Here is a 13,820-nt window from a genome sequence, read left to right on the forward strand (position 1 = left end):
GAACCCGAACATGCTGATCGCTCAGCGTCCGACTCTTCTCGAAGAGTCGATCGACGAGACCCGGTCCCGATTCGTCATCGAGCCGCTGGAGCCGGGCTTCGGCTACACCATCGGCAACTCGCTGCGTCGCACGCTGCTGTCGTCCATCCCGGGCGCGGCCGTGACGAGCATCCGCATCGAGGGCGTCCTGCACGAGTTCTCGACCGTTCCCGGGGTCAAGGAGGATGTCACCGACATCATCCTCAACCTCAAGGAGCTGGTCGTCTCCTCCGAGCACGACGAGCCGGTCGTGATGTACCTGCGCAAGCAGGGCCCGGGTGAGGTCACCGCCGCCGACATCGCGCCTCCGGCCGGTGTCGAGGTGCACAACCCCGAGCTCCGCATCGCCACCCTCAACGGGAAGGCGAAGCTGGAGATGGAGCTGACCGTCGAGCGCGGTCGCGGCTACGTCTCCGCCGCCCAGAACAAGCAGCCGGGTCAGGAGATCGGCCGGATCCCGATCGACTCGATCTACTCCCCGGTGCTCAAGGTCACCTACAAGGTCGAGGCGACCCGAGTCGAGCAGCGTACCGACTTCGACCGCCTCATCCTCGACGTCGAGACCAAGCCCGCGATGAAGCCCCGCGACGCGGTGGCCTCCGCCGGCAAGACCCTCGTCGAGCTCTTCGGCCTGGCCCGCGAGCTCAACGTCGAGGCCGAGGGCATCGACATCGGCCCGTCGCCGACCGACGCCGCCCTGGCCGCCGACCTGGCGCTGCCGATCGAGGAGCTGAACCTCACCGTTCGCTCCTACAACTGCCTCAAGCGCGAGGGCATCCACACCGTGGGTGAGCTCGTCGCCCGCAGCGAGCAGGACCTGCTCGACATAAGGAACTTCGGCGCCAAGTCGATCGAAGAGGTCAAGCAGAAGCTGCACGAGATGTCGCTGGCGCTCAAGGACTCCCCGCCCGGGTTCGACCCGAGCGCGGTGGCCGGCGGCGGCTACGACGACGACGACAGCGCGTACGTCGAGACCGAGCAGTACTGATCTTCGCTTTTCCCCGCGTCGCCGTGCGGCGCGGGGTTCAATAACGGACCGCGCGAGCGACCGCGGTCCGGCCCGACTCCGGTACCTGGTACGGCCGGGGCGGGTTAATCCAGGAGGAGAAAGACCATGCCCAAGCCCACCAAGGGTGCACGTCTTGGCGGCAGCCCGGCGCACGAGCGGCTGATCCTGGCGAACCTCGCCACCGATCTGTTCCGCCACGGCAAGATCCGTACGACGGTCGCGAAGGCCAAGCGCCTGCGCCCGCTGGCGGAGCGCCTGATCACCAAGGCGAAGAAGGGCGACATCCACAACCGGCGTCAGGTCCTGACCGTCGTTCGGGACAAGGGCGTCGTGCACCACCTCTTCACCGAGATCGCGACCACGTTCGCCGAGCGTCCCGGTGGCTACACCCGCATCACCAAGATCGGTGCGCGTAAGGGCGACAACGCCCCCATGGCGGTCATCGAGCTGGTGACCGAGCCGCTGAACGGCGTCACGACCCGCCGCACCGAGGCTCCCGCCGCTGCCGCCGCGCCCGCGCCGGCCGCCGAGGAGACCGAGGCGCCGGAGGCCGAGGAGGCCGCCGAGGCCAAGGCCGAGGCTGCTGAGGCTCCCGAGGCCGCCGCCGAGGAGACCCCGGCCGCCGAGGCCGCTGAGGCTCCCGCCGAGGCGAAGAAGGACGAGGCCTGATCTTCCAGGCCGGACGAGACGGGCCCGGATCCCCTTGCGGGGGTTCGGGCCCGTTTTCCATATCTAGGGAGGATCATCGTGGTACGGCTCCGCCTCGACCTCGCGTACGACGGGACCGACTTCTCGGGATGGGCCAGGCAGCCGGGGCTGCGTACGGTGCAGGGGGAGATCGAGCAGGCGCTCGGGCGGATCCTGCGGCTCGGCGGGCCGGCCGAGCTGACCGTGGCGGGGCGTACCGACGCGGGGGTGCACGCGCGGGGGCAGGTCGCGCACGTGGACGTGGCCGAGGGGTCGCTGGGCGAGCTCGACGGGAACCGGGGGCCGCTGGGCGTCGATGAGCGGCTCTCTGCGCTCGTGAGACGGCTCGGTGGGGTCCTGGAGCCAGATGTACGGATTTATCGGGTCTCGGTGGCTCCTGAGGGCTTTGACGCACGGTTCTCGGCGATGTTCCGGCGGTACGCGTACCGGGTGGGTGACGGCCCGGGCGGTGTCGACCCGCTGCGGCGGCGAGAGGTGGTCTGGCACAACCGGCCGCTGGATCTCGGGGCGCTGAACGCGGCCGCCGCGCGGTTGCTCGGCGAGCACGACTTCGCGGCGTTCTGCAAGAAGCGCGAGGGGGCCACGACGATCCGGGAGCTGCAGCGGCTGGACTGGGTGCGGCAGGCGGACGGGGTGCTGGTGGCCACCGTGGTGGCGGACGCGTTCTGCCACTCGATGGTGCGGGCGCTGGTCGGGTCGCTGCTGGCGGCCGGGGACGGGCGGCGGCCGGTGGAGTGGCCGGGCGAGGTGCTGACGCGGGCCGTACGCGACTCCGCCGTGCACGTGGCTCCGGCGCACGGGCTGTGCCTGGAGGAGGTCGGCTACCCGCCGGAGGCCGAGCTCGCCGCGCGGGCCCAGGCCACGCGGCGAGTGCGTACGGCGTCCGAGTGATCAGTTGCCGGTGATGCGGCGTTCCAGCACGAGCGAGGTCTGGTCGCGGAACGCGCCGCTGACCTTGGGCAGCGTCTTCTCCTTGGCCGCCGGGGTGTGGCCGTCGGCGTGGGTGGCGTAGCTGAAGACGATGTAGCGGCCCCAGACCAGGCCCGCCGCGTAGCCGCCGGCGATGTGCACGCGCTCGCCGCCCGAGCCGGAGGCGCCCGGGAGCGGGCGGAACCAGATGTTGCGGGAGAGGTTCTTCGCCTGGTCGGCGGTGGCGGCGGCGTCCTTGTCAGGCAGCACGGCGATGCCGGTGGTGACGGCGTAGCGGCGCTTGCTGTCGACGTACGTGGCCCGCAGCACGCGGCTGCACTTCTGCTCCTTCAGCGCGTCGGCGAAGTCCCCGGTGGCGGCCTTGTCGCAGGTCGTCTCCATGTCTGCCTTGACCCTGGTGAACGTCGTGCCGGCCGCGCTCACCTTCTTCTTCGGGAACGCCTCCGACAGCGACAGCTTCTGCGGGTCGGTCTGCTCGGAGTTGAGCACGGACGTGCCGGCCCCGTCGGCGGGCGGGGCGGCGGACGGCTCCGTGTCGGTCGGCGGGGTGGACACGGCGGGGCGGGACTCGGCCGCCGTGGGCGTCCCGGGGCTCACGGTCTGGTAGGCGAAGAATCCGCCCGTCGCCACGCCGGCCAGCGCCAGCGCCCCCAGCGTCACCAGCAGGGCCCGCTTGCTCTTGCCCGGAGGCGGGGGTGGGGGCGGGGTCTGGAACGGAGGCTGCTTGAACGCTCCCGGTGGGAACGCGGGGCCGCCCGTGGGGGGCGTGGGCAGGTCGAGGGAGGTCGAGGCCTTCTGGCCCCAGGTGTCTCTGGAGAACGGGAGCTCGGGCAGCTTGTCACCGGCAGGGGGGATGGGAGGCCAGACGGGTACGTCGCCGGGCTCCGGGGGGCGGATGGACGGGTTGGCGGGGTCGCGCCTGGCCGCGTTCGGGTCGAAGTAGTGGGCCGGCCGGGTGGTGTCGTCCTGCTGCCGGGCGGGGTCGTTGGGGACGGCGGGGCGGGTGTCGGCGTGCTCCGCCACGGGGGCGGACAGGGGGACCTTGCGGTCGGGTGTGGCGTCGGGCCCGGCCGGGGCCGGTGGCCGGGTGTCCGGTCGGGCCGCTTCCGAGTCGTCTGAGTGGGCGGTTGCCGGGAGCCGGAGGCCCGGCCGGGTGTCGCCTGAGTCGTCGGGCTCGGGGAGGTGCGGGGCGGCCGGGGCCGGGGCCGGGGGGACGGTGGCGGACTGCGTGGTGTCCGGGTCCGTGTGGGTGCTGTCGGGCTGTGGGGTGCCCGGCTGGGCGGGTGTGGGGTGGTTCGGGTTCGGGTTCGGAATTGGGTTCGGGCCGGATGCCGGGTGCTGGGCTGCCGTGGGGTGCTGGGCGGTGTCCCGTTCTGCGGCGTTCGGGGCGAAGAAGTGGGCCGGGCGGGTGAAGCCCTCCGGGTTGGTGGCGTTCGGGTCGAAGGGCGGGCTCGGCTCGTCGGCGTCTGGCTCGGCCACCAGCTCGCCCGTGGCGGCCGGCCACGGCGGCACGGCGTTCGGGTCGGTGACGGGCGCGGGCCAGACCGGCATGCCCGCCGCGGCGGCGGTGAACGCGGGCGGCGGCTCCCAGGGCGGCGCACCGGGCACCACCGGCTCGACCGGCCAGCTGCCGGGCTGCTCGCCGGGGGCTTGCTTCGGCTCGTCCCACGGGCGGATGTCGTGGAGCCGCCCGGGCTGGGTCTGGTCGCTCGCTGCCTGAGGCGTGTGCGGCTCGCCGGGCCAGGCGTGGCCGGCCTCGACCCCGAAGGGCGTGTGGTCGGTCTGGGGCGTGCCGAAGGCCGTGTGGCCGGTCTCAGGCGTGCCGAGGGCCGTGTGGTCCGTCTCGGGCGGGCCGAAAGGCGCGTGGTCGGGCTCAGGCGCGGCGAAGGGAGCGGGGTTGGGCTCGGGCGTGCCGAAGGGCGCGAGGTCCGGATTGGCCGTGCCGAAGGTGGCATGGTCGGGCTCGGGTGCGCCGAAGGGCGCGTGGTCCGGATTGGGTGTGCCGAAGGGCGTGGGGGTGGTCTCGGGTGCGCCGAAGGGCGGGGCGTCGGTGTGTGGCGGGCCGAAGGCGTGCTGGCCGGCCTGTGCCGGGACGAACGGCTGGTGCTCCTCGTGCGGCAGGCCCGGCGGTCGGTGGCCGGGCTGCGGCGCGCCGAAGGGCTCCGGTGGGATCACCTCGGGGTTGGTGGGGTCGGAGAACCAGTCGTACGGGACGTCGTCGTCGCCGCCCGGCACCTCCCACGGCTGGGCGCCGGGCGGCCCCTCCGGACCGGGCAGATCGGGCAGATCCGGCGGAGGGGGCCCCTGCAAGACGGGAGGGACGGGACGCGCCTCGGCGTCCGCCGCCTCATCGGACGGTGTGGACGCCGGTGGAACGTCTCGCCCGCTGGTCTGGCCGAAGCTCGGCGGTGGCGTCGCGGGGACGGCCGAGCGGTCGGCTTCCCTGCGATCGTGCTCAGACCCGGGTTCCTGGCCACGCATAGCTGGAGCCTAGCGAGAGTAGCGAGATCGTTATGTCGGTATGGGTGTTCCCAGAGGCATCCGGCATCCCCTTCAGGCACATTTGACGCTCAATGCCCGGTTCAGCCCAGCCGGCTTCCGGTGAGTGCCCGGTTGTCCAGGGCCAGGAACAAGGTGGCCTTGGTGATGTCGTTGATGGCCTCGGAAATCCGCTTCGACCCCTTCGAGTCGGGCTTGGTGCCGTCCTTGTTCTGGAACCAGTACAAGATCGCGTAGTGGCCGTACGTCGAGATCTTCGCGCCGCCGCTGCCCGAGCCGAGGAACTTGGTGACGGTGTCCTTGCCCGCCAGCGGCTTGACGTAGTTCTTCGTGTCGCCCGCCTTGGCCACCTTGCTCGCCTGCTTGCTGGAGCTGAGGTTGGCCACGCCGACCGTGCCGATGACCTTGCCGTCCTTGTCGCGGAAGCTCGCGCGTACGAACTGGGTGCACTTGGCGGCCTTGAGCGCCTTGTGGAGCGCGTCGCCCAGGGCGCCGTCAGTGCACTTCTTGTCCTTGCTGGTGATCGTCATCTCGTAGCTGCGGCCGGAGACGGAGAGCTTCTTCTTCGAGCCGAAGACCTCCTTGACCGAGATCGGGTCAGGGTCGGTGCTGCGCTCGGCGGCGTAGCCGTACTTGCCGGGTGGGGGTGAGGGGAGCGGCGCCGAGGTCTGGCGTGCGGCGGTGGTCTCGGCGGTGACTGGGTCGTCGGTGTTCCACATCAGCGCGAGGCCGCCGCCGAGCAGGCCGAGCACCGCGATGCCGCTGAGCGCGGCCCACAGCGGGGCGCGCGAGCGCTTGCCCTCGTCGTAGGGGCTCCAGCCGACCTTGCTCTGTGGTGCCCTCGTGGTGTCGCCGGCGGCGTCTTCCTTGGTGGAGCCGTCGTCGGCGGAGGCTTCCTTGTCCTTGCCCTTGCGCTCCTTGCGGGAGCGGCGGGACTTGCCGGTCGCGGGGCCGTCGTCCGAGGGGTCGCCGGCTCCTGGGGCGCCGCTTCCCGGACCGTCGCCGGACGGTGCGCCGCCGAACGCGCCTCCGCCGCCGCCGAACGCGTCACCCCCGCCGAAGGGGTCGCGTCCGCCGGAAGGGCCGCCACCGGATGGGCGGCCACCGGACGGCCCGCCACCGGACGGGGCGCCACCGGACGGGCCGCCTGCGGGGCCTGCGCCGAACGAGCCGCCTCCGAACGAGCCGTCGCCAGGGGGGCCGCCGGGCCGCTGGCCGCCTGCGGGGCCTGCGGCGAATGGGTCGTCTCCGAAGGTGCCGGGCGCCGGGGGGCCGCCCGCGTGGCTACCGCCGCGGCCTCGCCGGCCACGGGAGGGCCCGCCGTCGCCGGGCGCGCCGCTCATCGGCGCGCCGCCGTCGAACGAGCCGCCGTTGAACGGGCCATCGTTGAACGAGCCGCCGTTGAACGGGCCCGCGGGCCCGCCGCCCGCGGGTCCGTCGCCGTTGAACGGGCCGCCGGTGGAACCGCCGCCGTTGAAGGCGCCGCCCGCCGGGCCGCCGCCGTTGAATGCGCCCCCTAGGTTGCCGCCCGCGGGGTCGCCACCTGCGGGGCGACGACCTGCCGGGCCGCCGTCCGCGGGTCCGCCGCCTGCGGGGCCGCCGCCGTTGGGCGGGCCGCTCCTGGGGGAGCCACCCATCCCGTAGGGGGCGCCGCCGGCGGGGCCGGGGCCGAAGGGGGCGAAGGGAGCGTCGCCCGTGCCGTTTTCACGTTCTTGGGGAGAACCCATGCGGAGACATTACCGTGAGGTTTGTCATTGGGTTCCGAAGTCCTGGGTCCACCACAGCCCGCCGGGGCCGGAGGCGACGCCGACTCCGATGGCCTTCAGGCGGCAGTCCAGGATGTTCTTGCGGTGGTCGGGGCTGTCCATCCAGCCGCGTACCGCCTCATCGGGCGTGCTGTAGCCGGCGCCGATGTTCTCGGCGGCGCCCCAGCGGTATCCGGCGCGCTCCATCCGATCCCAGGGCGAGGCGCCGTCGGGGGAGTTGTGCGAGAGCCGCCCGGTACGGGCCATCTCCAGCGAGTGCGTACGCGCGGACCGGGTGAGCCCGTCGTCCACCCTGAGCGGCCCGCAGCCGCGCCTGGCCCGGGCGGTGTTGGTCAGGGAGACGACCTCGTACGCCATGCCGGCCAGCACCCGCACGCCGTCGTCCTGGTCGCCGAGCACCGCGGGGTCGTCGTGCGAGTTGAAGCCGGGGATCTGCCCTTCGGGCGTCCTGGTCGGCCTGGGTGTGGCGGCCTCGCTCGGGATCTTCTTGGTCGTGACACCCCGGGGGATCCGGTCGACCTGCGGCTGCGCCTTCTTCGCCGCCGTCGGCGCGGGGTTGGCGGTGGCGGCCGCGGGCGGGGCGGTCTCGTTGAGGTAGATGTGGGGGGCCGGCTCCGCGTCGTCGATCAGCCGGCCGATCAGCACGCCCGTGAAGAGGACCGCCATGAGGCAGGTCAGCACACCCAGGTGGCTCCGGCGCCGTGGGCCCCGCTGGGTTTGCCGGGTGTGAGTGTTCTGCCACATACCGCCGCTAACGATAGGGATGTCGGGTCCTGGGAAAGAAGAGGTCCCAGGGAAACGAAATCGAACCGTTCTGCGGTCGGGTAGACTCGCTTCGGGTTACCGGTCACTTTGACCTGCACGCCATTGGGCGGGTAGCTTAGGTTCGTTGTGTGCATAGGTCCAGCGCGACCAATGCGCGGCGCGTCCGGCGTCATCTCCCGTGTTGCGGAGACGGAAGGTCCGGGCCGTCGTGTGCCCGCACCGACCGACAAATGTGGCTGTCGCATCCGACAGCGCCGAAGACGCGAGCATAAAGAAGGCTACGACCGTGCGCACGTACTCACCGAAGCCCGCCGACGTCCAGCGTCAGTGGTACGTCATCGACGCGACCGATGTCGTGCTGGGCCGGCTGGCCAGCCACGTCGCGACCCTGCTCCGCGGCAAGCACAAGCCGATCTTCGCGAACCACGTCGACACGGGTGACTTCGTCATCGTCATCAATGCCGACAAGATCGCGCTGAGCGGTAACAAGCGTGAGCAGAAGAAGGCGTACCGCCACTCGGGCTACCCGGGCGGTCTGCGTTCCGTCAGCTATGGCGAGCTCATGGACAAGCGCCCCGACAAGGCCGTCGAGAAGGCCGTGAAGGGCATGCTGCCGAAGAACTCCCTCGGTCGGAAGATGGCCAAGAAGCTGAAGGTCTACGCGGGTTCCGAGCACCCGCACCAGGCCCAGCAGCCGGTGCCGTTCGAGATCACCCAGATCGCCCAGTAGTAGTTCGAAAGAGTTAGAGGAGAACCGTGGCTGAGCCCACCGGTGTCGAGACGGTCGTAGAGACGGCCGAGCTGGAGGAAGTCTCCAGCGAGGACTTCCCGTCCGAGTACACCACCGAGTCCGCCGCCAGCGCTGACGCTCCCGTGCGCAAGCCCGTCACCACGGGCAACTCGTACGGCACCGGCCGCCGTAAGGAGGCGATCGCCCGCGTGCGCATCGTCCCCGGCACCGGCAAGTGGACGATCAACGGTCGTTCGCTGGACGTCTACTTCCCCAACAAGGTCCACCAGCAGATCGTCAACGAGCCCTTCGTGGTGCTCGGCGCCGAGGAGGCGTTCGACGTCATCGCGCGCATCGACGGCGGCGGCGTGACCGGCCAGGCCGGCGCGCTGCGCATGGGCCTGTCCCGCGCCCTGGCGATCCTGGACGTCGAAGTCAACCGGCCGCCGCTGAAGAAGGCCGGCTTCCTCACCCGTGACGCCCGCGCCACGGAGCGGAAGAAGTACGGCCTCAAGAAGGCCCGCAAGGCTCCGCAGTACAGCAAGCGCTAAATTGGCGCGCCTTTTCGGCACCGACGGGGTACGTGGGGTCGCGGGTCGCGACCTCACAGCCGAGCTCGCCATGGATCTTTCCGTGGCGGCGGCTCATGTCCTCGGCGATGCAGGCGCGTTCGCCGCTACCGGACGCCGTCCGGTAGCGGTCGTGGGCCGGGACCCGCGTGCCTCGGGAGAGTTTCTCGAGGCCGCCGTGGTCGCCGGCCTCGCGGCGTCTGGAGTGGATGTGCTGCGCCTCGGCGTGCTGCCCACCCCGGCCGTCGCCCACCTCACCGCCGCGCTCGGCGCCGACCTCGGCGTCATGCTGTCGGCGTCGCACAACCCCGCGCCCGACAACGGCATCAAGTTCCTGGCCCGCGGCGGCTTCAAGCTGTCCGACGTGGTCGAGGACGAGATCGAGCGGCGGCTGGGCGAGGAGTGGAGCTTCCCGGTCGGCTCCGGCGTGGGCCGCGTGCGCGACGCGTACGGCGAGGCCGACCGCTACATCTCCCACGTGCTGACCACGATGAGTGCCACGCTCGACGGCCTGAACATCGTGGTCGACTGCGCCCACGGCGCCGCCCACATGGTGGCTCCGGAGGCGCTGGTGCGCGCGGGAGCCAGGGTCGAGGCCATCGGCGCGCGGCCCGACGGCCTCAACATCAACGCCGGTTACGGCTCCACCCACCTGGACAAGCTCCAGCAGGTGGTCATCTCGCGCGGGGCGGACCTGGGCGTGGCCTACGACGGCGACGCCGACCGCTGCCTGGCGGTCGACCACACGGGCTCGATCATCGACGGTGACCACATCATGGCCATCCTGGCCGCCGCCATGCACGGCGAGGGCCTGCTGGCCAAGGACACCGTGGTCGCGACCGTGATGTCGAACCTCGGCTTCAAGCTGGCCATGCGCGATGCCGGGATCACCGTGGTGGAGACCGCGGTGGGTGACCGTTACGTGCTGGAGCGGATGAAGTCCGACGGCTTCAACCTCGGCGGCGAGCAGTCGGGCCACGTCATCATGCTCGACCACGCCACCACCGGTGACGGCCTGCTCACCTCGCTCCACCTGCTGGGCGTGATGGCCAAGTCGGGGGTGCCGCTGAAGGAGCTGGCCGCGGTGATGACGCCGCTGCCGCAGATCCTGATCAACGTCAAGGACGTGGACAAGGGCAAGTCCTCGGTGCCCGAACTCGTCGCCGCGGTGGCGGAGGCGGAGGCGGAGCTGGGGGAGACCGGCCGGGTCCTGATCAGGCCGAGCGGGACCGAGCCGATGATCCGGGTCATGGTCGAGGCCGCGTCGGAGGAGCACGCCACGCAGGTGGCGGGCCGGCTGGCCGACGTGGTGCGTACGGCCTGCGTCTGAACATTTCGGATCCGGCCCGCGGGGATTCCCGCGGGCCGGATCCATGTCTACTCGTCGCCCGTGAGCGAGAAGGCGCGCAACCGCTGGCCGGCCCAGAGGACCGCGCCGACGGTGACGAGGAGCAGGGCCGGTACGGCGAAGCCCAGCGTGACGTCCGTCTTGAGGAACGCCGAGTCGCTGATCTGGTCGGCGATCGACTGGCCCCAGCGCTGGATCGAGAACTTGTGGGCGCCCGCGATGAGGTTGCCCACCAGCGTCTCCCAGACCAGGGCGTAGACGATGCCGATCGTGACCGCGTGCCGGGTGACGACGCCGAGCAGGAGGAAGACGGCCGCGTACGCGATGCCGGCCACCAGCGAGCCCACGGCGAAGCCTGGGGCGATGCCGTCCTCGTTGCCCACCAGGATCCAGGCCGCCACGTACGTCGGCACGGTCGCGAACAAGGCCAGCAGCGTGACCGCCACCAGGAACTTCGTCTGGGCGATGACCGGGCGGGAGATCGGCTTGGACATCAGGTGGATGATCGTGCCGTCGTCGATCTCCGGGGCGATGACGCCGGTGCCGGCGATCAGGCCCAGCAGCGGGAGCATGGTGCCGAGCGCGAAGTTCTCCATGAGCTGGACGGTCGTGCGCTGGTCGTCGGCGCCGAACACGCGCAGCATCACGGCCAGGCCGATCAGGGCCAGCGGGAGCAGCAGGAGCAGGAGGATCCGCCGGCGGCCCAGCAGGGCCCGGTAGGTGATGCCGGCGACGACTGTGTTCATGGTCAGGTGCTCCTGTTGATCAGGTAGGAGAAGACGCTCTCCAGGTCCTCGTCCGCCGGGGAGACCTGGTGCAGGCGCACACCCTCGGCCTGGGCGACCCGGGGCAGGAGACGGGTGAAGCGGCGGAGCTCGGTGGCCTGGACCTCCAGGCCCTCCGGGCGCAGCGCGATGCCGCCGGTCGAGTCGTCGCGTACGAGGGCGGCGGCGAGCTTCCTGTCGTCGCTGGAGCGGATCATGAACAGGTGGGGCCGGTCCGTCATCAGGCGCCTGATCTCGCGGAAGTTCCCGGACGCCGCGTGCCGCCCGGCCACCAGGACCTCGATGTGCTGGGCGACCCGCTCGACCTCCTCCAGGATGTGGGAGCTGAACAGGATCGTCTTGCCGGCCGTGCCCATGGCGCGGATCAGGTCCATGAGGTGCATGCGCTGGCGCGGGTCCATGCCGTTGAACGGCTCGTCGAGCAGCAGCACGGGCGGGTCGTGGACGAGCGCCGCCGCGACCTTGACGCGCTGGCGCATGCCCTTCGAGTACGTCTCGACCCGCCGGTCCTTGGGCTCCTCCATCTCCACCGTGGCCAGGGCCTTGCGGGCGGCCTCCTCCGGGTTGCCCAGGCCGTGCAGGCGGGCGGCCGAGAGGACGAACTGCCAGCCGGTCAGGAAGCCATACACGCCCTCCTTTTCGGGAACTAGGCCGATATTTCGGTAGATGTGGTGGTTCTTCCAGACCTTGGTGCCGTCCAGCGTGACCGTGCCGCCCGACGGGGCCAGGAAGCCGGCCATCATGTGCAGGAGGGTCGACTTGCCCGCGCCGTTCGGGCCGAGCAGGCCCGTGACGCCCGGGCCGATGGTCATCGTGACGTCGTTGACCGCCACCACGTTGCCGTACCAGCGGGAGACCTGCGAGAGCTCGATCTTCATTGCGCGGCCGCCTTCCTGTAGCGCAGCCCCAGCGCGAGCAGGGCGAGGCCGATCAGCACCACCAGCACCGCCGCCGAGGCGGGGCCGTTCGGGTAGGGCGCGCTCTCGATGGAGTGCCGCGGGGTGTCGAACAGCCAGACCTGTACGGAGTCGACCAGCCAGAACGGGCTCATCAGCCACGCCCAGGAAGCCACGGACTCGTTGCCCGACGAGTACAGCGTGCCGTAGATCAGCGGGACCGACCCGAACGACAGCAGGTAGACGGTGATCACCGAGGCCACGCCGAGCCCGCGTCGTGGCGTGAACGAGGCCAGTGCCAGCCCGAACGCCGACAGCAGCAGCGCCAGCGCCAGCGCCATCACCACCGCGCCCAGGAACTCGCCGGTGGCCGGCGGTCCCGGCATGTCCACCACCAGCTCGCCCACGAAGATCAGCGTGAGCGGAGCCGCGACCAGCGCGAACACCGCCACGGTCATGGCCACGACCTTGGCGCCGACGTACTCGGCGACGGAGACCGGGCGCGACAGGTAGAGCGGCAGCACGCGGTGGCGCAGGTCGGGCGCGACGACGGTGGGCGCCTGCGCGGCCAGGAAGATCGCCACCACGGCCTGCATGACCACGGCGAACCCGCTGTAGGGGATGCCGCGCTGCTGCACCAGCGCCATCATGGCGATGTTCACGACCGCCGGCAGCATCATGATGGCGACCAGGGCGAACGGCACGACCTTGCTGCGCGCCGGGCGGCCGAGACCGAAGATGCCGCGCAGGCTGTGCACGGCCAGCGCCCTGGCCGAGTAGCCCCGGCCGAGCCGGGGACCGTCGTAGTGCCGATAGCCGATGTCGTAAATCTCAGACATGTGCGACCTCATCCCTGAAGACGTCCTCGATGCGGTGGCGGCCCTCTTCGAGGCGGATCAGGCACAGGTCCAGGTCGACGGCGGCGTCGCGGATCGCGTCGTACGTCTCGGGCCCCAGCACCTTGATCACCAGCAGGCGCCCCTGACGCGAGACGGTCTGCCCGTCGGCGGCCAGGCGGGCGGCCAGCTCGTCGAGGCCCTCGTCGACCTCGACCGTCACGGTCTGCGTGGCCTGGGTGAACTCGCCGATCGCGGACGAGCGCAGCAGCCGCCCGGCGTCGATGACGATCACGTGGTCGCAGACGCGCTCCAGCTCGCCCAGCAGGTGGGAGGTGACCAGGACGCTGATGCCGAACTCGGTGCCGATGCGCCTGATCAGCGTCAGCATCTCGTCGCGGCCGCGCGGGTCGAGGCCGTTGGTGGGCTCGTCGAGGAAGATGAGCTTGGGGTCGTGGACGAGCGCCTGGGCCAGCTTCACCCGCTGTTTCATGCCGGTGGAGTAGGTGCCGACGGCGCGATAGCGCTCTTCGGCCAGGCCGACGTGGCGCAGGACGTCGGCGGCGCGCTCGCGGGCGGCGGTTCGTGGCAGCCCGGACATGCGGGCGAGGTGGACGACTAATTCGGTGGCGGAGACGTCGGGGGGCAGGCATTCGTGCTCGGGCATGTAGCCGACGAGCCTGCGGATCTCGGCGCCCTGCGCGGTGACGTCCAGGTCGAGGACGCGCGCGGCGCCGGCGGTGGGCGGCAGCAGGCCGAGCAGGATCTTGATCAGCGTGGACTTGCCGGCGCCGTTCGCCCCGACCAGACCGGTGACCCCGGCGCCCACGGTGACCGTGAGCTGGTCGACCGCGGTGACGGTGGGGAAACGTTTGGTCAGCCCCTCGGTGGCGAGGATGTGCATGTGCCGGACACTACCGGGGCCGCCATGGCCGGCGCC

At 71.4% G+C, this 13,820-nt stretch carries 13 protein-coding genes; 6 read left to right on the plus strand and 7 right to left on the minus strand.

Translation table 11 applies throughout. The features are described from left to right. Window positions 1-10 precede the first annotated feature (10 nt). The 3 genes from ACBJ59_RS47215 to truA all read left to right on the plus strand — a co-directional run bounded on the left by ACBJ59_RS47215 (window position 11) and on the right by truA (window position 2,647). Window positions 11-1,027, plus strand: coding sequence for a DNA-directed RNA polymerase subunit alpha (locus ACBJ59_RS47215; RefSeq protein WP_043623495.1), 1,017 nt, complete (start codon window positions 11-13; stop codon window positions 1,025-1,027). Between the two features lie 126 nt (window positions 1,028-1,153). Next, window positions 1,154-1,717 (plus strand): 50S ribosomal protein L17, encoded by a 564-nt coding sequence (rplQ, locus tag ACBJ59_RS47220; protein WP_375116585.1) that lies wholly within the window; start codon window positions 1,154-1,156, stop codon window positions 1,715-1,717. Between the two features lie 78 nt (window positions 1,718-1,795). Further along, complete coding sequence (gene truA / locus ACBJ59_RS47225) at window positions 1,796-2,647, plus strand: tRNA pseudouridine(38-40) synthase TruA (protein ID WP_375116586.1); 852 nt, start codon at window positions 1,796-1,798, stop codon at window positions 2,645-2,647. Here truA and ACBJ59_RS47230 read toward each other — a convergent pair whose 3' ends face one another. The 3 genes from ACBJ59_RS47230 to ACBJ59_RS47240 all read right to left on the minus strand — a co-directional run bounded on the left by ACBJ59_RS47230 (window position 2,648) and on the right by ACBJ59_RS47240 (window position 7,617). Next, on the minus strand, window positions 2,648-4,996 hold the full coding sequence (locus tag ACBJ59_RS47230; protein ID WP_375116587.1) for a hypothetical protein: 2,349 nt from the start codon (window positions 4,994-4,996) through the stop codon (window positions 2,648-2,650). Between the two features lie 272 nt (window positions 4,997-5,268). After that, window positions 5,269-6,912, minus strand: coding sequence for a hypothetical protein (locus tag ACBJ59_RS47235; protein ID WP_375116588.1), 1,644 nt, complete (start codon window positions 6,910-6,912; stop codon window positions 5,269-5,271). Between the two features lie 24 nt (window positions 6,913-6,936). After that, window positions 6,937-7,617: a CAP domain-containing protein gene (locus ACBJ59_RS47240; RefSeq protein ID WP_375116589.1), complete on the minus strand. Its 681-nt coding sequence runs from the start codon at window positions 7,615-7,617 to the stop codon at window positions 6,937-6,939. Window positions 7,618-8,002: 385 nt separating this feature from the next. On the opposite strand from ACBJ59_RS47240, the gene rplM reads away from it, so the two are divergent. Genes rplM through glmM form a run of 3 tightly spaced genes read left to right on the plus strand, consistent with a single transcriptional unit; the run spans window position 8,003 to window position 10,345 of the window. Continuing rightward, window positions 8,003-8,446 carry a 50S ribosomal protein L13 gene (gene rplM, locus ACBJ59_RS47245; RefSeq protein WP_106236123.1) on the plus strand — a complete coding sequence of 148 codons (444 nt, stop codon included), beginning with the start codon at window positions 8,003-8,005 and terminating at the stop codon, window positions 8,444-8,446. Window positions 8,447-8,472: 26 nt separating this feature from the next. Continuing rightward, a complete protein-coding gene (gene rpsI, locus ACBJ59_RS47250; RefSeq protein ID WP_364112919.1) occupies window positions 8,473-8,997 on the plus strand; it encodes a 30S ribosomal protein S9 in 525 nt (174 codons plus the stop codon). 1 nt (window position 8,998) lies between these two features. Further along, entirely contained in the window at window positions 8,999-10,345 is a 1,347-nt protein-coding gene (gene glmM, locus ACBJ59_RS47255) for a phosphoglucosamine mutase (RefSeq protein WP_375116590.1), read from the plus strand. Window positions 10,346-10,392: 47 nt separating this feature from the next. Here glmM and ACBJ59_RS47260 read toward each other — a convergent pair whose 3' ends face one another. Genes ACBJ59_RS47260 through ACBJ59_RS47275 form a run of 4 tightly spaced genes read right to left on the minus strand, consistent with a single transcriptional unit; the run spans window position 10,393 to window position 13,784 of the window. After that, window positions 10,393-11,109: an ABC transporter permease gene (locus tag ACBJ59_RS47260; protein WP_375116591.1), complete on the minus strand. Its 717-nt coding sequence runs from the start codon at window positions 11,107-11,109 to the stop codon at window positions 10,393-10,395. A gap of 2 nt (window positions 11,110-11,111) precedes the next feature. Continuing rightward, window positions 11,112-12,026: an ABC transporter ATP-binding protein gene (locus ACBJ59_RS47265; protein ID WP_364112914.1), complete on the minus strand. Its 915-nt coding sequence runs from the start codon at window positions 12,024-12,026 to the stop codon at window positions 11,112-11,114. Continuing rightward, window positions 12,023-12,883: an ABC transporter permease gene (locus tag ACBJ59_RS47270; protein ID WP_375116592.1), complete on the minus strand. Its 861-nt coding sequence runs from the start codon at window positions 12,881-12,883 to the stop codon at window positions 12,023-12,025. Before ACBJ59_RS47270 ends, ACBJ59_RS47265 begins: the two co-directional genes overlap by 4 nt. Then, window positions 12,876-13,784 (minus strand): ABC transporter ATP-binding protein, encoded by a 909-nt coding sequence (locus tag ACBJ59_RS47275; protein ID WP_375116593.1) that lies wholly within the window; start codon window positions 13,782-13,784, stop codon window positions 12,876-12,878. Before ACBJ59_RS47275 ends, ACBJ59_RS47270 begins: the two co-directional genes overlap by 8 nt. Between the last annotated feature and the right edge of the window lie 36 nt (window positions 13,785-13,820).

This window comes from Nonomuraea sp. MTCD27 (genome assembly GCF_041950495.1).
Lineage (GTDB): Bacteria > Actinomycetota > Actinomycetes > Streptosporangiales > Streptosporangiaceae > Nonomuraea.